Genomic DNA, 18,007 nt, shown 5'->3' with positions numbered 1-18,007 from the left:
GGTTCCGCGGGGGTGGCCGGAAAGCATCGCCGACGGGCCGGGCGGCCGAGGAGCTCCGCCCGGTTCCGGTGATGGACCCGAACGGGGCCCGGCGCGAGGGTGGAGGCATGACCGCCGACGCGAACTCCAGCCCGAATCCCGACCAGTTGTCCGACACCTGCGCCCCGCCGTACGGCGGTGGCGACCCGTACGCCGACTACCGCGCCGCCGAGTTCCCGTTCACCGCCCTGACCGACCTCGCCGACCGCCGGCTGGGCGGCGCCGTCGTCGCCGCCAACGACGAGCTGTTCGCCGACCGGGAGAACCTGCTGCTGCCCGGGCCGGCCGTGTTCCGCCCGCACACCTTCGGCAACAAGGGCCAGCTCATGGACGGTTGGGAGACCAGGCGGCGGCGCGGCGCCGACGCCGACCACCCGCACCCGGCCGACGGCGACCACGACTGGGCGCTGGTCCGGCTGGGCGTGCCGGGCGTCGTGCACGGCGTCGTCGTCGACACCGCGCACTTCCGGGGCAACCACCCGCGGCGGATCGCCGTCGAGGGCGCCGAACTCCCCGGCACCCCGGGCCCGGAGGACCTGCTGGCCCCGGGGACCGTCTGGCACCCGCTGGTCCCCCGCTCCCCGGTGCGCGGCCACGCCGCCAACGGCTTCGCGGTCGGCGACCGCCACCGGATCACCCACCTGCGGCTCAGCCAGTACCCCGACGGCGGCATCGCGCGCTTCCGGGTGCACGGCGAGGCCCGGCCGGACCCCGGCTGGCTGGCCGCGCTCGGCACCTTCGACCTGGCGGCGGCCGAGAACGGCGGCGCCGTCGAGGACGCCTCGGACCGCTTCTACTCCGCCCCGGTCGGCCTCGTCCTGCCCGGCCGGTCCCGGGCGATGGGGGACGGCTGGGAGAACCGCCGGCGCCGCGACGCCGGCCACGACTGGGTCCGGCTGCGGCTGGCCGGGCGGGGCGCGGTGCGGGCGGTGGAGATCGACACCGGCTACTACGTCGGCAACGCCGCGGGCTGGGCGGCGCTGTCCGGCCGGGACGCGCTGGGCGCGGACCCCGGGGAGTGGTTCGCGCTGGTGCCGCGCACCCGGCTGCAGCCGGACGCCGTGCACCGCCTGGTGATCGACGCGCCGCGCCCGGCCACCCACGTCCGGCTGGACGTCTTCCCGGACGGCGGGATCGCCCGGCTGCGGCTGTGGGGCGGGCTGGTCTGACCACCTCCGCCGGGCCCGGCCCCGCTTGCCGGGCCCGGCGGACCGCCGGACGATGGGGGCATGATGCACCGGATGCGTGCCGAGTACGCGCCCGGCGGCGCGCCCGCCGGGGTGCGGTTGTGGCACATGGTCCGCGGCGGCGGGAGCGTGGCGATGTGCGGCCGGGAGCTGGACCCGCTGGCGCCCGCCCGGGAGGCGGTGGACTGGGGGCGCGCCCCCGAGCTCTGCTGCCACACCTGCGGGGCCTACCTGCTGCGCGAGGCCCCCTGGCTGGCCGACGAGCACCGGCCGCGCCCGCCCGGCGAGCAGCGGGAGACGGCCTGGCCGACCGGCTGAACGCCGCACCGGTGATGCGGTGAACGGCTTGCGCGTGGCCGGGGCTACCGTGGTCGCCATGGAGGAATCCCCGGTCCGGCCGCGGTCGTTGACCCGTGAGGCCGCCGCGCTGCGCGCGGGCGTACCCGCCCTGGCCGTCCACGTCGACCGGCTCTGCGCCCGGATCGAGCAGGTGGACCCGCTGATCCACGCCTTCGTGCCGGAACCCGGCCGGGCCGACCGGCTGCACGCCGAGGCCCGGGCGCTCGCCGCCCGGCACCCCGATCCGGCGCAGGCGCCGCCGCTGTACGGGGTGGCCGTCGGGGTCAAGGACATCGTGCACGTGGACGGCCTGCCCACGCACGCCGGCTCGGCGCTTCCGCCGGGCGTCCTGGCCGGTCCGCAGGCCGCCCTGGTGGACCGGCTGCGGGCGGCCGGCGCGCTGGTCGCGGGCAAGACGGTGACCGCCGAGTTCGCGGGCGGCGCCCCGGGCCCGACCCGCAACCCGCACCATCCGGGCCACACCCCGGGCGGCTCCAGCAGCGGCTCGGCGGCGGCGGTCGCGGCCGGGCTGGTGCCGCTGGCGGTCGGCACCCAGACGGTCGGCTCGGTCGTCCGCCCGGCCGCCTACTGCGGTGTGGTGGGCTTCCGGCCGACGCACGGGCGGATTCCGGCGGCGGGCGTGATCCCGAACGCGCCGAGCCTCGACACCCCGGGCGTCTTCACCGCCGACCTCGCGGGCGTCGCGCTGGCCGCCCCGCTGCTCTGCGACGACTGGGAGACCGGGCCCCGGCGCACCGGGGACGACGACGTGCCGGTGCTCGGCGTCCCGGTCGGCCCGTACCTGGAGCGGGCCCGCCCGGAGGCGCTGCGGGCCTTCCGGAGGCAGCTGGAGCTGCTGTCCGTCCGCGGCCTGACGGTGCGTCAACTGGACCTGCTGCCGGACTTCGACGAGCTGGAGCGGCAGTTGCAGGCGATCAACCGGTTCGAGATGGCGGCCTCGCACGCCGAGTGGTTCGACCGCTTCGGGGCCCTCTACCGGCCGGAGACGGTGGCGGGGATCCGGCAGGGGCGCGCCGTCACCCCGGCCGCCTACCGGGCGGCGCTGCGGGCCCGCGAGGACTTCCGCGCGCGGCTCGCCGGGCAGCGCCGGCGGGCCGGGGTGGACGTGCTGCTGGCCCCCTCGGCGACCGGCCCGGCCCCGTCCGGGCTGGGCAGCACCGGCAGCGCCGTGATGTCGCTGCCGTGGAGCCTCGCCGGGCTGCCCGCGCTGAGCCTGCCCGCCGGGGTGACGGAGCAGGGCCTCCCGCTGGGCCTGCAGCTGGTCGGCGAGGCCGGGGCGGACGAACGGCTGCTGGCCCGGGCGGCGGTCCTGGAACGGGTGCTGGACGCCGCCTGAGCGCGCCGGTTCAGCCGGTCCGCAGCGCGGGGGTGTCCGGGTCGACGGCGTCCGAGCGCAGCCGGCGCAGCGCGGCGCGGTGGGCGCGTTCGTACGGGGTGTCCTCGCCGAACAGCAGGGCCTGCGGATTGGCGTTCTCCAGCAGGGCGATCAGCGTGAAGGTGATGTCCTCCGGGTCGGCGTCGGCGCGCAGTTCGCCGGTGCCGAGGGCCCCGGTCACCAGGGCGAGGACGGTGGCGTGCCACTCCCGCCAGTTGGCCGCGAGGGCGTCGCGCACCGGGCCGGGGCGGGCGTCGTACTCGGCGTTGACCTCGTAGAAGAAGCAGCCGCCGGGGAAGACCCGGGCGCGTGAGTAGGCCAGCCAGGACTCGCAGAGCAGGCGGAGCTTGCGCAGGCCGGGGGGCTCGTCGGCGATCGGGGCGAGCACCGCGTCGGAGAAGATCCGCCGGGCCGCCCGGACGGTGGCGAGCTGGAGCTCCTCCTTGGAGCCGAAGCCGGCGAAGACCCCGCTCTTGCTGAGGCCGAGGTCGGTGGCGAGCCGGCCGATCGACAGGGCGTCCAGACCCTCGACGGAGGCGATCTCGACGGCCCTGCGCAGGACCGTCCGGCGGGTCTCCTCGCCGCGCAGGACCCGTCCGTCCGTGGTCGCTCCGGCCACCGCTCTCACCCCAGTCCTCCGGCATGTCCGTGCCGCCAGGGTAGCGGGGCGGGCCGGTGGGCAGAAAAGTGAACGAACGGTCGTGCTAACATCTCGTCCCGTTCGGCTCTTGCCCCTCGGCACCCACAGGGAGTCCCGCATGGACCCGGCCGTCGCACTGATCCGCACCACCCTGAACGCCACCTCGCTGGCCGCCCCCGGTCTGGCCGGCCGGGCCGCGTACGAGCTCTACCGCCACCCCCTGCGGCGCGGCCGCGTCCGCACCCGCGAGCGCGCGGTGCACGACCGGGCCGACACCCGGACGCTGCGCCACCGCGGCGAGCAGGTGGTCGTCCACCGCTGGGGCGACGGCACCCGGCCCGTGCTGCTGATGCACGGCTGGCAGTCCCGGGCCTCGCGCTTCGCGGACTTCGTGCCCCGGCTGCGCGGGCTCGGCCTCACCGCCGTCGGCTACGACGCCCCCGGGCACGGCGACTCCGGCGGCCGCACCGCCACCGTGCTGGACCACCGCGCCATCGCGCTGCGGCTGCAGGAGGAGTACGGTGCCTTCGAGGCGGTGATCGCCCACTCGCTGGGCGTCAACGCGGCCTTCCTGGCGCTGCGCGAAGGGCTGCGGGCCGGGCGGCTGGCCGCGGTGGCCGGGGTCGCCGAGGTCTCCTGGATGCCCGCCGGTTTCTGCGCCATGCTCGGCCTGAACGCCACCGTGGAGCGGGAGTTGCGGCGCCGGGTGGAGGGCGGCGCGATGTTCCCCGGGATCGCCGACGTCCGGGCGCACTTCGACGCCACCCGCAGCCCCGAGGAGATCGGCCTGCCGATCCTGGTGGCGCACGACGAGGACGACGACGTCGTCCCGTTCACCCAGGCCGGCCGGCTGCGGGCCGCCTACGGGGACCGGCTGGAACTGCTGGTCACCCGGGGGCTGGGCCACCGGCGGATCCTCACCGAGCCGACCGTGATCGACAACGTGATCGGCTTCCTGTCCGCCGGGGCGCCGGCGGCCGCGGTCACGGAGCCGGGTGCGGCATGAGCCTGCTCGAACTGCACAGCCGGTCCCTGGAGTTGGCCGCCGCGGTGGTGGACACCGTGCAGCCGGAGCAACTGGTGCTGGAGACGCCCTGCGCGGGCCGGCCGCTGCGGTGGCTGCTGGAGCACATGGTCGGGCGGCACCTGGGGCTCGCCGCCACGGCGGCCGGGGCCGGGCCGGACCCCGCGCTCTGGCGCGGCGTCCCGGTGCACGGCGACCCGGCCGGCGCGTTCCGGCACTCCGCCGCGCGGCTGACCGTCGCCCTCGCCGCCGCCGCACCGCACGCCGCGCCGCTGCGGCTGCCGGACGTCGACGGCGGCGCGCCGCTCCCGTTCGACCGGGCGGTCGGCCTCCAGCTGCGGGACACGCTGGTGCACGCCTGGGACGTGGCGGCGGCCCTGGGCTCGCCGGCCCGGCTGATCGCCGCGGTGGAGGGCGAACCGCCGCTCGCCGCGGCACTGCTCGCGGCGGCGGACCGGCGGCCGGGCCGGGCCCCGGCCGCCGTACGGCCGGGGGCGGGGGCGGCCGGGCCGTTCGCGCGGACGCTCGCCCTGCTGGGCCGCGACACGGCCTGGGCGCTCCCGGCGCGCTGACCGGCCGGCGCACCGGCGCACCGGCGCACCGGCCCGCCGACCCGCCGGCGCGCCGACCCGCTACCGGTCGTCGCGTCGCTCGTCGGGGAAGCGCGGCCCGCCGATGAAGAAGAGCAGCGCGGCGGTCGGGAAGCCGAACGAGGCGGCCGTCACCACGATGAACTGCCAGAACATCCCGTCGCTCCTCACACTCGGCCGGAACGTCCCCCGTGGTCCGACGGTAGGGCCGGATCCCCCGCCCTGCCACCGGAACGCCTCCGCCGCCCGGAGCGCCGCGGGGGCGGCGTTCGGGCGGCGGAGGGCGTCGCGGGTGCGCGACCGGTCACCGGTCCGTGGCCGGATCAGTGGCCGTCGGCGGGGATGGTGCCGAGGCGGCCGGCCTGGAAGTCCTCCATGGCCTGCTGGAGTTCGCGGTGGCTGTTCATGACGAACGGGCCGTAGTGGGCGACGGGCTCGCGGATCGGCAGGCCGCCGAGGAGGACGACCTCGAAGTTGGTGTCGCGGGAGTCCTGCTTCTCGTCGGCGCGCAGGGTGATCGAGTCGCCGTCGCCGAAGACGACGGCCTGGCCGCGGTGGAAGGGGCGGAGGTCGGTGCCGGCGGCGCCGTTGCCGGCGAGGCCGTAGGCGAGGGCGTTGAAGTCGGAGCGCCAGGGCAGGGTGATCTGGGCGCCGGGGCTGATCGACGCGTGGATCATGGTGATCGGGGTGAAGGTGGTGCCCGGGCCCTGGTGGCCGCCCAGCTCGCCCGCGATGACGCGCAGCAGCGCGCCGCCGTCCTCGGTGCTGAGCAGCTTGACGCTGCCGCCGCGGATGTCCTGGTACTTGGGGGTGATCATCTTGTCCGAGGCGGGCAGGTTGACCCACAGCTGGAGGCCGTGGAACAGGCCGCCCGACCGCACCAGCGACTCCGGCGGGGTCTCGATGTGCAGCAGACCGGAGCCGGCGGTCATCCACTGGGTGTCACCGTCGGTGATGGTGCCGCCACCGCCGTGCGAGTCCCGGTGGATGAACGTTCCGTCGATGATGTAGGTGACGGTCTCGAAGCCGCGGTGCGGGTGCCAGGGGGTGCCCTTCGGCTCCCCGGCCGCGTAATCCACCTCGCCCATCTGGTCCATCATGATGAACGGGTCGAGGTACTTCTGGTTGATCTTGGCGAAGGCGCGGCGGACGGGGAAGCCCTCGCCCTCGAAGCCCTCGGGGGCGGTGGCCACCGCGAGGACGGGCCGGGCGGCCGAGGCAGCGGGGTCGGGGGTGGTGACGCGCGGGAGGGTCAGCGGGTTGTCGACGGTCACGGCGGGCATGTCGGCCTCCTTCGGGGGTGCTCCTCTGGCCTGTGTCCACGAGATTAGTTCAATCCTCAACAAGAAGCAAGTTGAATTTTGAACCAAACCCGGACGGGACGGCCGCCGGGCGGGGGCGGGTGGGCCCCCGTCCATCGTCCGTCAGCCGTACATCCGGCGCATGGTGAAGTCGACCATCTGCTCGACCGCCTTGGCGTCGAACACCATCCGGTGCTCGCCCTCCATGTCCAGCGCGAAGCCGTAGCCGGTCGGCAGCAGGTCGAGGACCTCGGCGCCGGTGACGGTGAAGTGCTTGGAGTCCTTGCCGGCGTACCGGCGCAGCTCCTTCAGCGAGCTGAACATCGGGATGACCGGCGTCGGCGTGTTGTGCAGGGCCAGGAAGCCCGGCCGGTCGCCGCGCGGGCAGTGCACCTTGGAGGTGATGAAGATGGCCTGGAAGTCCTCCACCGCCATCGAGCCGGTGGTGAAGGCCCGGACCGCGTCCGCCAGGGATGGCGGCGACGGTTCCGGGTAGAGGGACTGCTGTGCGCTCGGCGGCTGTTCGCCGTACGGGCCGGGGCCGGGCATGCCGTTCATGCCCGGCTGCGGCCCCGCCTGCTGGTAGGGATCGCCCGGGTACGCGTTCTGGTCATAGCCGTACACACGGACAGGCTATCGGGAGCGCGGGGCCCCGCGCGGGCGTCGATCCTGACAAGAGCGGACCGTCCCGGCTTGTGGGACGTGACCACGTTCATGCGGTGATCCGCGGAGGATTCACCGGCGGGGGCTTGAAATAAGTTACCGCTGGGTAGCATCATGAGGCCTACTGGTGGGTACGGGCGCCCGAACGCGGAGGTGTCCCGGCAGCGACGAACCGGAGATAACGGCCATGGGTCACTACAAGTCCAACCTGCGCGACGTCGAGTTCAACCTCTTCGAGGTGTTCGGCCGCGAGCAGGTGTACGGCACCGGACCGTTCGCGGAGATGGACGTCGAGACCGCGAAGAACATCCTGAGCGAGATCGCGCGCCTCGCCGAGAACGACCTCGCCGCGTCCTTCGCCGACACCGACCGCAACCCCCCGGTCTTCGACCCGGAGACCAGCACCGCGCCGATCCCGGCGACCTTCAAGAAGAGCTACCAGGCCTTCATGGACGCCGAGTGGTGGCGCCTGGGCATCCCGGAGTCGATCGGCGGCCAGGTCACCCCGAACTCGCTGATCTGGGCCTTCGCGGAGCAGATCCTCGGCTCCAACCCGGCCATCTGGATGTACTCCTCCGGCCCGGCCTTCGCCGGCGTCATCGCCGAGGAGGGCACCGAGGCCCAGCTCGAGATCGCCAGGCGGATGACCGACCGCCTGTGGGGCTCCACCATGGTCCTCACCGAGCCGGACGCCGGCTCGGACGTGGGCGCCGGCCGCACCAAGGCGGTCCGGCAGGAGGACGGCTCCTGGCACATCGAGGGCGTCAAGCGCTTCATCACCTCGGGCGAGCACGACATGTCCGAGAACATCGTCCACATGGTGCTGGCCCGCCCCGAGGGCGGCAAGCCGGGCACCAAGGGCCTGGGCCTGTTCATCGTCCCCAAGTTCGACTTCGACTGGGAGACCGGCGAGCTGGGCGAGCGCAACGGCGTCTACGCCACCAACGTCGAGCACAAGATGGGCCTCAAGGCCTCGAACACCTGCGAGATGACCTTCGGCGCCAAGCACCCGGCCAAGGGCTGGCTGCTGGGCGAGAAGGTCGACGGCATCCGCCAGATGTTCAAGATCATCGAGTTTGCCCGGATGATGGTCGGCACGAAGGCCATCGCCACCCTCTCCACCGGCTACCTGAACGCGCTGGAGTACGCCAAGGAGCGCGTGCAGGGCGCCGACATCTCGCAGTTCCTGGACAAGACCGCCCCGCGCGTCACCATCACCCACCACCCGGACGTGCGCCGCTCGCTGCTGACCCAGAAGGCGTACGCCGAGGGCATGCGCGCCCTGGTGCTGTTCACCGCCTCCGTCCAGGACGACATGACCGCGGCCAAGCTGCGCGGCGAGCACGACGAGGCCGCCGAGCGCCTCAACGACCTGCTCCTGCCGATCGTCAAGGGCTACGGCTCGGAGAAGTCCTACGAGCAGCTCGCGCAGTCCCTGCAGACCTTCGGCGGCTCCGGCTACCTGCAGGAGTACCCGATCGAGCAGTACATCCGGGACGCCAAGATCGACACCCTCTACGAGGGCACCACGGCCATCCAGGGCCAGGACTTCTTCTTCCGCAAGATCGTCAAGGACGGCGGCCAGGCGCTCACCGCGCTGTCCGAGCAGATCCAGAAGTTCCTCGGCTCCGCCGAGGGCGGCGACGCCCTGGCCGCCGAGCGCGCGCTGCTCGCCCAGGCCGCCGGCGACCTGGAGGCCATCGTCGGCAAGCTGCTCGCCGACCTCTCCTCGGTCGAGCAGGACGTCAAGAACATGTACAAGGTGGGCCTGAACACCACCCGCCTGCTGATGGTCTCCGGCGACGTCGTGGTCGGCTGGCTGTTGCTGCGCCAGGCCGCGGTGGCCCTGGCCAAGCTGGAGGCCGGCGCCTCCGGGAAGGACGTGCCGTTCTACCGGGGCAAGGTCGCGGCGGCCCGCTTCTTCGCGAAGAACGTGCTGCCGACCGTCGCCTCGCAGCGCCTGATCGCCGAGGGCATCGACAACGAGATCATGGAGCTGGCGGAGGAGGCGTTCTGACGCCACCCGTCCCCGCCGCCGCCCTTCACCGGGCACGCCGTGCGTGACACCGTCCTGACCGCCTGACCCCACCCTCACACCGAAGGGCCCGGTCCCGCCGACCGGGCCCTTCGGTGTGCCCGGCGCCGGTCGGGCCGGCCGGGCACCGTACCAGTGGTCCAGCGACAGTGGAGGGGGCGTCAGTTCACGTTTCTGTCTGCGTTCTGCATCCGTTGGGATGCTCCGAGTGTCATGTCCGTGTACGGGCATATGCTCAAGGTGCGAAGCCGATCCCCCATTTCGGCCTCGGCCCTCCCTCGACCCAGGAGCAGCATGTCGACCGCCGCCCGCCAGGCCTTCTTCGACCGGACGCACACCGATGACCTGATCGCCTTCCTCGGCACCTCGCCGTCGCCCTACCACGCGGTCGCGAGCGCGGCCGAGCGTCTGGAGAAAGCCGGCTTCCGGCAGGTGCTGGAAACGGACTCCTGGGACGGCGTGGCCGGCGGCCGGTACGTCGTCCGCGGCGGCGCGCTGATCGCCTGGTACGTGCCGGCCGGCGCGGGCCCGGAGACGCCGTTCCGCGTGGTCGGCACCCATACCGACTCACCCAACCTGCGGGTCAAGCCGATTCCCGACACCGGGTCGGCGGGCTGGCGGCAGGTCGCGGTGGAGATCTACGGCGGGGTGCCGCTCAACACCTGGCTCGACCGGGACCTCGGCCTCTCCGGCCGGCTCACCCTGCGCGACGGCAGCCGGCGGCTGGTCCAGCTGGACGAGCCGCTGCTGCGCGTGCCGCAGCTGGCGATCCACCTGGACCGCCAGGTCAACGACGGCATGAAGCTGGACAAGCAGCGCCACCTCACGCCGATCTGGGGCCTCGGCCCGGTCGACGAGGGCTCGCTGATCGGCTATGTCGCCCAGCGGGCGGGGGTCGACGCGGCCGACGTGAGCGGCTGGGACCTCATGACCCACGACGTCCAGCCCGCCTCCTACCTGGGCCGGGACCGCGAGCTGCTGGCCGGCCCGCGGCTGGACAACCTGCTCTCGGTGCACGCCGCCACCGCCGCGCTGGCCGCGGTGGCCGCCGCCGCCGAGACGGACGGCGCGGCGCTGCCGTACATCCCGGTGCTGGCCGCCTTCGACCACGAGGAGACCGGCAGCGAGTCGGACACCGGCGCGCAGAGCCCGCTGCTCGGCAACGTCCTGGAGCGCAGCGTGTACGCGCGCGGCGGCGGCCTGGAGGACCGGGCCCGGGCGCTGGCCGGCACCGTCTGCCTCTCCTCGGACATGGGCCACGCCGTCCACCCGAACTACAGCGAGCGGCACGAGCCGGGCCACCACCCGATGCCCAACGGCGGGCCGATCCTCAAGGTCAACGTCAACAACCGGTACGCCACCGACGGCGTCGGCCGGGCGGTGTTCGCGGCGGCCTGCGAGAAGGCCGGCGTGCCGTGGCAGACCTTCGTCTCCAACAACGCCATGCCCTGTGGGACGACGATCGGCCCGATCACCGCGGCCCGTCTCGGCATCCAGACCGTGGACTGCGGCATCGCGGCGCTCTCCATGCACTCGGCGCGCGAGCTGTGCGGTGCGGAGGACCCGTACCTGCTGGCGAGCGCGATCAAGGCGTTCCTGGAGGGCTGAGCCACCGGCGGGACGCGCGGGGGCCCGGCGGGTTTCACGCCCGCCGGGCCCCTGCGCCACCGGGTGCGGCGGGCGGCTACTCCAGGCCGGCCAGCACCAGCGGCAGCCGGCGCGCGCCGCCGTCGGTGAGCTTCACCGGCACGCCCCAGTCCTGCTGGTGGACGTGGCAGGCCGGGTACTCGATCGCCGGGTCGTCGTCGCAGGACGCCGCCATCGCCGAGACGTGCAGCACGCCCTCGGTCACCGTGCCGGAGAGCACCAGCTCGCGGGAGAGCGCGCTGTCCGCGCCCGCGCCGGAGACCAGCAGCTCGGGCGGGGTGGCGCTGACCAGCAGCCGGGTGGACGGTCCGTAGCGCTCGTCCAGCTTCTGGCCGGTGGGCGCCCGGAAGACCACGTCGAGGCGCAGCGCGCCCGGGGCGACCTCGGTCGCGGCCCGCTGGGTGCGGTGCGCGACCGCGTCCACCCGGACGGCCTCCTCGGGCAGCCGCAGTCGGGTCAGCCGGTGCCGGGCGGACTCGACCACCACGATGTCGCCGTCGACCAGCACCGCGCCGGACGGCTCGCGCAGGTCGGTGGCGAGCGTGCTGACCTCGCCGCTCACCGGGTCGTAGCGGCGCAGCGCGTGGTTGTAGGTGTCGCTGACGGCCACCGAGCCGTCCGGCAGCACGGTGACGCCCAGCGGGTGCTGGAGCAGGGCCTGCGCGGCCGCGCCGTCCCGGTGCCCGAAGTCGAACAGGCCGGTGCCGACGGCGCTGTGCACGGCCTTGGTTTCACGTGAAACCCAGCGCAGCGCCGAGGTCTCGGAGTCGGCGACCCAGAGCCGCTCGCCGTCCGCCGACACGGCCAGGCCGGACGGCTGGGCGAACCAGGCCTCGGCGGCGGGACCGTCGACCAGGCCCTCGTTGGTGGTGCCGGCCGCGACGCCGACCGTGCCGGCGGCCGGGTCGTACGCCCACAGCTGGTGGACGCCCGCCATCGCGATCCACACCCGGCCGTCGAACCAGGCGACGTCCCACGGCGAGGAGAGGTCGACCTCGCGGGCCGGGCCCTCGGTCGCCGAGCCCTGCCACCACTGGCGGCCGGTGCCGGCCAGGGTGGTCACGGCGCCGTCGGAGAGCCGGACGCCGCGCAGCGCGTGGTTGACGGTGTCGGCGACCACCAGGTCGTAGTCGGCGGTGCCCTCCGGCAGCAGCACGAGGCCCTGCGGCTCGCTGAACCGGGGGCCGGTGCCGTCCACCAGCCCGCGCACGCCGTCACCGATCCGGCGCACCACGGTCTCGCCGTCGGCCTCCAGCTCGACCAGCGAGTGGTGGCCGGAGTCGGCCACCAGGAAGTGGCCGTTCGGCAGCCGGACGGCCTTGCCCGGGAACTTGAGGTCCCCGGCGGTCGGCTCGGGCGCCACGTACGGGCCGTCGCCGCGCCGCAGGGTGCCCTTCGCCGCGTGCTCCGCCTCCAGGTCCTCGACCAGCCGGGCGAGCGCGTGCGCGTGCCCCTCGCCGGCGTGCTGGGCGACGACGTAGCCCTCCGGGTCGATCACCACCAGCGTCGGCCAGGCCCGCACCGCGTACTGCTTCCACGTCGCGAGCGCCGGGTCGTCCAGCACCGGGTGGTGCACCTCGTACCGGTCCACCGCGTCCACCACGGCCCGGTGGTCGGCCTCGTGCACGAACTTGGGCGAGTGCACGCCGACGATCACCAGCGTGTCCCGGTGCTTCTCCTCCAGCTCCCGCAGCTCGTCGAGGACGTGCAGACAGTTGACGCAGCAGAACGTCCAGAAGTCCAGAATGGTGATCTTGCCCCGGAAGTCGGCGAGCGTCAGCTCCTTGCCGCCGGTGTTCAGCCAACCGCCTGCCCCGACCAGCTCGGGGGCGCGTACACGTGCACGAGATGCCATAACTCCATCAAACCGCACCCGCCCGGCCCGCATTCCGCGGCGGGGCGGGCGGGCGGCGGCGGGGCGGGCGGGGTCCGGTGGCTCAGACGATGAGGTGGGGCAGGAAGCGGGCGCCCTGGTGGGTGATGGGGCTGTCGTCGGTCTCGCGGATGCCCAGGCCCGCGGCCTCGCCGTCGACCACCCAGGTGCCGAGGACGGGGCGGTTGCCGTCGAAGTCGGGCAGCGGGTGGAGCTGCTGGTAGCAGTGGCCCTCGGCGCCGTAGCGGTCCGGGTCGCCGGCCCAGTCGGCGAGCCGGGTCTCGCGGCCGCCCGGCTCGACGATGCGCACGCCCGCGCCCTCGCGGCCGAGCAGCGGCTTGGCGGCGTAGCCCGGGCCGTCCGGGCCGGCGAGCTCGCGCGGGCCGTCCAGGTAGGCGGGCAGCAGGTTGGGGTGGCCCGGGTACAGCTCCCAGAGGACGGCCAGCAGCGCCTTGTTGGAGAGCAGCATCTTCCAGGCCGGCTCGATCCACAGGGTGGAGCCGGTCGAGCCGCCGTGGTCGACGACGTCCAGCAGCTGCTCGCCGAACTCGTCGGAAGCCAGCCACTCCCACGGGTAGAGCTTGAACGCGGCGCGCACGAAGCGGTGCTCCAGGTCGACGAAGCGGCCGGACAGGCCGTCCCAGCCGATGTCCTCCACGGCGATGCCGACCGTCTCGATGCCCGCCTGCCCGGCGCACTCCTGGAGGTAGAGGGTGGTCATCCAGTCCTCGCCCTCGGTGTCGCCGCGCGAGTGCGCGAAGTGCACCGGGCCGGGCGGCAGCAGGTGCTTCTGCCGGGCCCAGGCGGCGACCAGCCGCTCGTGCAGCGAGTTCCACTGGTCGGCGTGCGGGAACCGCTCCTCCATCCAGAACCACTGCGGGCCGGCCGCCTCGATCAGCGAGGTCGGGGTGTCGGCGTTGTACTCGAACAGCTTCGCCGGGCCGGTGCCGTCGTAGGCGAGGTCGAACCGCCCGTAGAGGGTGGGCTGTTCGTCGCGGCGCCGCCAGGACTCGGCGACGGCGGCGGCGAGCCGCGGGTCGGTGATGCCGTAGTCGGCGAACCGGCCGGTGCGGACCACGTGGCCGGCGGCGGCCAGTGACATCTCGTGCAGCTCCTCGACGACCTCCTCCAGCGCCTCCACCTCGGGCAGCGAGAACTCGTAGTAGGCGGACTCGTCCCAGTAGGCGTGCGGGCCGCCCTGGTTGCAGGGGTCCGAGCACATCGCGTAGATGAGGCCCTGGCCCTCGACGGTGGCCAGCCAGTCGGGGCGGGGTTCGACGGTGCGGCGGCGCACGGCGGATCAGCCCCCGCCCGAGCCGCTGGAGCCGGACGGGCACCCGAAGCCGCCGCGCTTGGTGGCGGCCTTGTCGAAGGTGCCGCCGGTGGCGGTGGTGGCGCCGGAGCCGCAGTAGTACCAGCGGCCGGCGGTGGTGGTGCCCTTGGTCGTGCAGGAGTGGCTGTCGAGGACCTTGAGGGTGGCCGGGTCGACGCAGCGGCTCGGCGGGTTCTTCCCGGAGGAGGACGAGCAGCCGGAGAGGGCGAGCGCGAGGGTGCCGACCATGCCCAGGGCGACGAAGCCGGAGCGGCGGCGGACGGGGGCGCCCGGCGCCGTGGCGCGGGGCCCCGCGACGGAGGGTCCGGCGGCGGCCGTCTCGGCGGCGACAGGTCCGGTGGCGTCCGGTGTCCGGGTGGAACCGACGGGCGGCGGCTGGGTCATGGCGTCCGATGGTACGCGTGGTCCGGATGGTGCGGGAGGGGTCCGTTCCCGCTCGGAACCCGGTCGTGATGGGTTATCTTTTGCCGATCCTTGACCGCGGGAGGGGGCCTGCGCGCGGCCGGCCCGCTTTCGGCGGGCGACCTGTGACACCGACCCGGGGGGCGGACACCCATGAACGACATCCTGCACGGTCTCGGCGCGGCGGCGGCCTTCGGCGGCGTCGGCGTGGTCCTGCTGCTGCTCGGCATCGTCCTGGTGGACGTCCTGACGCCCGGCAAGCTCGGCCGGCAGATCTGGGTGGACCGCAACCGCAACGCCGCCGTGCTGCTCAGCTCGGCACTGCTCGGCATCGGCGGCATCGTCTTCACCGCGATCCTCTACACCTACGAGGACTTCGGGAAGGGCCTGGTCTCCACCGTCTGCTTCGGCGTGCTCGGCCTGGTGCTGATGGCCGTCGCGTTCTGGGTGGTGGACGTGCTGACGCCGGGCAAGCTGGGCGCGATCCTGGTCGACCCGGAGCCGCACCCGGCGGTCTGGGTGACCGCCAGCTGCAACCTCGCGGTGGCGGCGATCGTGTCCGCCTCGATCGCCTGATCCGGCCCGTTCAGGAGTGCGGGGCGTCGTTCAGCACGTGCTGCCGGCCCCAGGCGCCCAGCGGCGCCAGCGCCTCGTTGAGCCGGTGCCCGGCGGGCGTGAGCGAGTACTCGACCCGGGGCGGCACCTCGTCGTACGAGGCGCGGTGCACGATGCCGTCCGCCTCCAACTCGCGCAGGTGGGCGGCGAGCACCTTCTCGGTGACCCCCGGCACCTGGCGGCGCAGCTCGCCGAAGCGCAGGTGCGGCCGCTCGCCCAGCGCCCAGAGGATCAGCACCTTCCACTTGCCGCCGATGACGTCCATCGCGGCGTCGATCCCGCAGACGTACGCACCGGCCCTCGGCACGGTCACCGCCATCTCCTGCCCCGCCCCTTCGCCGGCCTGCTCGCTCACCTCAGGGTAACCACCCACTCCGAAGTGCGTACTTGATCGTTCCCGGGGCCAGAACGAGGCTGGCCGGCATGACACAGAACGCCGCTGACGCCGTTTCGAGGACCCCGCTCACCCCGCTCACCCCGCTCACCCTGCTCGGCCTCGGTGCGATGGGCACCGCGCTGGCCGGCGCCTGGCTCGCCGCCGGGCACCCGCTCACCGTCTGGAACCGCACCGCCGCCCGGGCCGAACCGCTCGCCGCCCGGGGCGCCGCCGTCGCCGCCACCGCGGGCGAGGCGGTGGCCGCCAACCGGCTGGTGGTGGTCTGCCTGCTCGACGACGCCTCGGTCGAGGAGGCGCTGGCCGGCGTCGACCTCACCGGCAAGGACGTCGTCAACCTGGTCACCAGCACCCCGGGCACGGCCCGCGCCCGCGCGGCCCTGGTGACCGGCCGGGGCGCCCGCTACCTGGACGGCGGCATCATGGCCGTCCCGCCGATGATCGGCGTTCCGCAGGCCGGACCGTACGTCTTCTACAGCGGCTCCCCGGAGCTGTTCGAGGAGCACCGCGCGACCCTCGCGGCCCCGGCCGACGCCCGGTACGTCGGCGCGGACGCCGGCCACGCCGCGCTGCACGACGTGGCGCTGCTGAGCGCGATGTACGGCATGTTCGCGGGTGTCGCGCACGCCTTCGCGCTGGTCCGCGGCGAGTCCGTCGACCCGCGCGCGCTGGCCCCGCTGCTCTCCTCCTGGCTCACCGCGATGACCGGCTCGGTGGCGGCCACCGCCGGGCAGCTGGCGGCCGGCGACTACACCGAGGGCGTCGTCTCCAGCCTGGCGATGCAGGTCGCCGGGGTGCCGACCTTCCTGCGCACCGCCGAGGAGCAGGGGGTGAGCAGCGAACTGCTCACGCCCTACTTCGAGCTGATGCGCCGCCGCCTAGACGCCGACCCGGCCCGGCACGGCGTGGAGGACCTCACCGGCGTGGTCGACCTGCTGTGCGGGTAGGACGCCCGCCCCGCCCTCTCCGGCCGGTGTCCCGCCTCCCGGTCAGTCGGCCGCCGGGCGGTCGGCGGCCGGGCGGCGGCGCAGGGCGGGGTCGGTCAGGGCGCGGGGCCGCCAGACGCCGTCCGGGGGGTAGACGTCGGTGCCGGGCGGCACGATCGCGTCGATCCGGTCCAGGGTGGCGTCGTCGAGGACGAGGTCGGCGCCCTTGAGGGCCGCCTCCAGCTGGCCGGGGGTGCGCGGTCCGATGATCACCGAGGTGACCGCCGGGTGGGCGAGCGGGAAGGCGAGGGCCAGTTCGGGCAGGGTGCGGCCGAGGTCCTCGGCGACGGCGGTCAGCTGCTCGACGGCGTCCAGCTTGGCCTGGTTGACCGGCAGCGCCGGGTCGAAGCGGGCCGGCATGAGGGCGGCGCGCCCGCTGCCGAGGTCGACCGGCCGGTGCTTGCGGTAGCGGCCGGTGAGGAAGCCGGAGGCGAGCGGGGACCAGGTCAGCGCCCCCATTCCTAGCCGCCGCACGGTCGGCAGGACGTCCCGCTCGATGCCGCGGGCGAGCAGCGAGTACGGCGGCTGCTCGGTGCGGAAACGGGGCAGGCCGCGCCGCTCGGCGACGTGGTGGGCCTCGACGAGCTCGTGGGCGGGGAAGGTCGAGCAGCCGAAGGCGAGGATCTTGCCGGCCCGCACCAGGTCGCCGAGGACGGCGAGGGTCTCCTCCAGGTCGGTGTCCGGGTCCGGCCGGTGCACCTGGTAGAGGTCGATCCGGTCGGTGCGCAGCCGGCGCAGGCTCTCCTCGACCTCCCGGACGATCCAGCGGCGGGAGTTGCCGCTGTGGTTGCGGCCCTCGCCCATCGGGAAGTGGACCTTGGTGGCGAGCACGACGTCGTCGCGGTCGCCGCGGGCCTGCAGGGCCTTGCCGACGATCTCCTCGGACTCGCCCGCCGAGTACATGTCGGCGGTGTCGACGAAGTTGACGCCCGCGTCGAGCGCGGCGTGGACGATCCGGGCGCAGTCGTCGTGGTCGGGGTTGCCGATCGCGCCGAACATCATGGTGCCGAGGCAGTAGGTGCTGACCTCGATGCCGGTGCCGCCGAGCGTGCGGTAGCGCATGGTGGTGGTCCCCCTCGTGGTGCGTCGGTGGTGCGTTCCGTTCGGTGATCCGCCTGCCGAACCCTAGGAGTTGGAGTGCGCTCCAGGGCAAGCGGAAAGCTCCCCCGGCGGGGGGAGCGGGCTCGTTCCGGTGGGCGAGGCGCGGGCGGTCCGCCCGCTGCGAGCGTGACGGCATGACGACGACGCGCGGGTGGCGGGGGCGGCGGTGGCCGTCCCGGCGGTGGTGGGCGGACGTGGGGGCGGCCGGGCGGGCGGTGGCCGCCTGGGGCGTCGGGTACGCGGTGTTCGGCGCGGGCTGCGCGCTGGGCGGGACACCGCTGCCGGGGGCGCCGCTGTTCGGCGCCGCCGCCGCGGGCTGGGCGGTGGCGGCGGTGGGCCTGGCCGCGGTGGCGGCGGGCGCGGGGGTGGGCGGCGGGGGGCCGGGCCCGGGGGTGCGGGAGGGGTGGTGGGGGCGGGGGGGGGGGGGCGGGGGGGGCGGGGT

General features: G+C 74.5%; 17 protein-coding genes and 1 pseudogene. 10 read left to right on the top strand and 8 right to left on the bottom strand.

The window, feature by feature from the left end:
* Positions 1–146 precede the first annotated feature (146 nt).
* The 3 genes from alc (at position 147) to ACFXAM_RS13195 (ending at position 2,922) form a co-directional block, all read left to right on the top strand.
* Positions 147–1,208: an allantoicase gene (gene alc, locus ACFXAM_RS13205; protein ID WP_380290550.1), complete on the top strand. Its 1,062-nt coding sequence runs from the start codon at positions 147–149 to the stop codon at positions 1,206–1,208.
* Positions 1,209–1,280: 72 nt separating this feature from the next.
* Entirely contained in the window at positions 1,281–1,544 is a 264-nt protein-coding gene (locus tag ACFXAM_RS13200) for a hypothetical protein (RefSeq protein WP_380290487.1), read from the top strand.
* Positions 1,545–1,602: 58 nt separating this feature from the next.
* Positions 1,603–2,922 carry an amidase gene (locus ACFXAM_RS13195; protein WP_380290485.1) on the top strand — a complete coding sequence of 440 codons (1,320 nt, stop codon included), beginning with the start codon at positions 1,603–1,605 and terminating at the stop codon, positions 2,920–2,922.
* A 10-nt stretch (positions 2,923–2,932) separates the two neighbouring features.
* On the opposite strand, the gene ACFXAM_RS13190 is transcribed toward ACFXAM_RS13195, so the two are convergent.
* Complete coding sequence (locus ACFXAM_RS13190) at positions 2,933–3,580, bottom strand: TetR/AcrR family transcriptional regulator (RefSeq protein WP_380290483.1); 648 nt, start codon at positions 3,578–3,580, stop codon at positions 2,933–2,935.
* 139 nt (positions 3,581–3,719) lie between these two features.
* Here ACFXAM_RS13190 and ACFXAM_RS13185 point away from each other — a divergent pair, with 139 nt between their 5' ends.
* Positions 3,720–4,607 (top strand): alpha/beta fold hydrolase, encoded by an 888-nt coding sequence (locus ACFXAM_RS13185; protein WP_380290481.1) that lies wholly within the window; start codon positions 3,720–3,722, stop codon positions 4,605–4,607.
* The gene (locus tag ACFXAM_RS13180) at positions 4,604–5,197 is read left to right on the top strand and encodes a hypothetical protein (RefSeq protein ID WP_380290479.1); all 594 of its coding nucleotides are present in this window, start codon (positions 4,604–4,606) and stop codon (positions 5,195–5,197) included. The genes ACFXAM_RS13185 and ACFXAM_RS13180 overlap by 4 nt, the downstream gene beginning before the upstream one ends.
* A 341-nt stretch (positions 5,198–5,538) precedes the next feature.
* Here the strand turns inward: ACFXAM_RS13180 and ACFXAM_RS13175 are convergent, their stop codons facing one another.
* Both ACFXAM_RS13175 and ACFXAM_RS13170 read right to left on the bottom strand, forming a co-directional pair.
* Positions 5,539–6,498: a pirin family protein gene (locus ACFXAM_RS13175; RefSeq protein ID WP_380290477.1), complete on the bottom strand. Its 960-nt coding sequence runs from the start codon at positions 6,496–6,498 to the stop codon at positions 5,539–5,541.
* Between the two features lie 141 nt (positions 6,499–6,639).
* Positions 6,640–7,140, bottom strand: a complete 501-nt coding sequence (locus ACFXAM_RS13170; protein WP_380290475.1) for an SseB family protein — start codon at positions 7,138–7,140, stop codon at positions 6,640–6,642.
* Between the two features lie 226 nt (positions 7,141–7,366).
* Here ACFXAM_RS13170 and ACFXAM_RS13165 point away from each other — a divergent pair, with 226 nt between their 5' ends.
* Together ACFXAM_RS13165 and ACFXAM_RS13160 are read left to right on the top strand one after the other, a co-directional pair.
* Positions 7,367–9,196, top strand: coding sequence for an acyl-CoA dehydrogenase (locus ACFXAM_RS13165; RefSeq protein WP_380290473.1), 1,830 nt, complete (start codon positions 7,367–7,369; stop codon positions 9,194–9,196).
* 312 nt (positions 9,197–9,508) lie between these two features.
* The gene (locus ACFXAM_RS13160) at positions 9,509–10,822 is read left to right on the top strand and encodes a M18 family aminopeptidase (protein ID WP_380290471.1); all 1,314 of its coding nucleotides are present in this window, start codon (positions 9,509–9,511) and stop codon (positions 10,820–10,822) included.
* A 76-nt stretch (positions 10,823–10,898) separates the two neighbouring features.
* On the opposite strand, the gene ACFXAM_RS13155 is transcribed toward ACFXAM_RS13160, so the two are convergent.
* From ACFXAM_RS13155 to ACFXAM_RS13145, 3 genes are all read right to left on the bottom strand, one after another.
* Positions 10,899–12,716, bottom strand: coding sequence for an NHL domain-containing thioredoxin family protein (locus ACFXAM_RS13155; protein WP_380290469.1), 1,818 nt, complete (start codon positions 12,714–12,716; stop codon positions 10,899–10,901).
* An 82-nt stretch (positions 12,717–12,798) separates the two neighbouring features.
* Positions 12,799–14,028, bottom strand: a complete 1,230-nt coding sequence (locus tag ACFXAM_RS13150) for a glutathionylspermidine synthase family protein (protein WP_380290467.1) — start codon at positions 14,026–14,028, stop codon at positions 12,799–12,801.
* 6 nt (positions 14,029–14,034) lie between these two features.
* On the bottom strand, positions 14,035–14,451 hold the full coding sequence (locus ACFXAM_RS13145; RefSeq protein ID WP_380290465.1) for a hypothetical protein: 417 nt from the start codon (positions 14,449–14,451) through the stop codon (positions 14,035–14,037).
* Between the two features lie 171 nt (positions 14,452–14,622).
* Between ACFXAM_RS13145 and ACFXAM_RS13140 the strand changes: the two genes are divergently transcribed.
* Positions 14,623–15,045 carry a DUF350 domain-containing protein gene (locus ACFXAM_RS13140; protein ID WP_380290463.1) on the top strand — a complete coding sequence of 141 codons (423 nt, stop codon included), beginning with the start codon at positions 14,623–14,625 and terminating at the stop codon, positions 15,043–15,045.
* A gap of 10 nt (positions 15,046–15,055) precedes the next feature.
* Here ACFXAM_RS13140 and ACFXAM_RS13135 read toward each other — a convergent pair whose 3' ends face one another.
* Positions 15,056–15,403 carry a winged helix-turn-helix transcriptional regulator gene (locus ACFXAM_RS13135; RefSeq protein WP_380290548.1) on the bottom strand — a complete coding sequence of 116 codons (348 nt, stop codon included), beginning with the start codon at positions 15,401–15,403 and terminating at the stop codon, positions 15,056–15,058.
* Positions 15,404–15,507: 104 nt separating this feature from the next.
* Between ACFXAM_RS13135 and ACFXAM_RS13130 the strand changes: the two genes are divergently transcribed.
* On the top strand, positions 15,508–16,425 hold the full coding sequence (locus tag ACFXAM_RS13130; RefSeq protein WP_380290461.1) for an NAD(P)-dependent oxidoreductase: 918 nt from the start codon (positions 15,508–15,510) through the stop codon (positions 16,423–16,425).
* A gap of 42 nt (positions 16,426–16,467) precedes the next feature.
* Here the strand turns inward: ACFXAM_RS13130 and ACFXAM_RS13125 are convergent, their stop codons facing one another.
* Positions 16,468–17,526, bottom strand: a complete 1,059-nt coding sequence (locus ACFXAM_RS13125; RefSeq protein ID WP_380290459.1) for an aldo/keto reductase — start codon at positions 17,524–17,526, stop codon at positions 16,468–16,470.
* 173 nt (positions 17,527–17,699) lie between these two features.
* Here ACFXAM_RS13125 and ACFXAM_RS13120 point away from each other — a divergent pair.
* Positions 17,700–18,007, top strand: a pseudogene (locus tag ACFXAM_RS13120) (hypothetical protein); the annotation flags it as partial.

Source organism: Kitasatospora sp. NPDC059462 (assembly GCF_042749955.1).
Lineage (GTDB): Bacteria > Actinomycetota > Actinomycetes > Streptomycetales > Streptomycetaceae > Kitasatospora.
This window is presented reverse-complemented; position numbering and strand designations above follow the sequence as displayed.

Excerpts from the sequence above, each read along its gene's own strand:
- ACFXAM_RS13200 (WP_380290487.1), top strand. The coding sequence starts at position 1,281 with ATGCGTGCCGAGTACGCGCCCGGCGGCGCGCCCGCCGGGGTGCGGTTG.
- ACFXAM_RS13195 (WP_380290485.1), top strand. The coding sequence starts at position 1,603 with ATGGAGGAATCCCCGGTCCGGCCGCGGTCGTTGACCCGTGAGGCCGCC.
- ACFXAM_RS13185 (WP_380290481.1), top strand. The coding sequence starts at position 3,720 with ATGGACCCGGCCGTCGCACTGATCCGCACCACCCTGAACGCCACCTCG.
- ACFXAM_RS13180 (WP_380290479.1), top strand. The coding sequence starts at position 4,604 with ATGAGCCTGCTCGAACTGCACAGCCGGTCCCTGGAGTTGGCCGCCGCG.
- ACFXAM_RS13175 (WP_380290477.1), bottom strand. The coding sequence starts at position 6,498 with ATGCCCGCCGTGACCGTCGACAACCCGCTGACCCTCCCGCGCGTCACC.
- ACFXAM_RS13165 (WP_380290473.1), top strand. The coding sequence starts at position 7,367 with ATGGGTCACTACAAGTCCAACCTGCGCGACGTCGAGTTCAACCTCTTC.
- ACFXAM_RS13160 (WP_380290471.1), top strand. The coding sequence starts at position 9,509 with ATGTCGACCGCCGCCCGCCAGGCCTTCTTCGACCGGACGCACACCGAT.
- ACFXAM_RS13155 (WP_380290469.1), bottom strand. The coding sequence starts at position 12,716 with ATGGCATCTCGTGCACGTGTACGCGCCCCCGAGCTGGTCGGGGCAGGC.
- ACFXAM_RS13145 (WP_380290465.1), bottom strand. The coding sequence starts at position 14,451 with ATGACCCAGCCGCCGCCCGTCGGTTCCACCCGGACACCGGACGCCACC.
- ACFXAM_RS13140 (WP_380290463.1), top strand. The coding sequence starts at position 14,623 with ATGAACGACATCCTGCACGGTCTCGGCGCGGCGGCGGCCTTCGGCGGC.
- ACFXAM_RS13135 (WP_380290548.1), bottom strand. The coding sequence starts at position 15,403 with ATGGCGGTGACCGTGCCGAGGGCCGGTGCGTACGTCTGCGGGATCGAC.
- ACFXAM_RS13130 (WP_380290461.1), top strand. The coding sequence starts at position 15,508 with ATGACACAGAACGCCGCTGACGCCGTTTCGAGGACCCCGCTCACCCCG.
- ACFXAM_RS13125 (WP_380290459.1), bottom strand. The coding sequence starts at position 17,526 with ATGCGCTACCGCACGCTCGGCGGCACCGGCATCGAGGTCAGCACCTAC.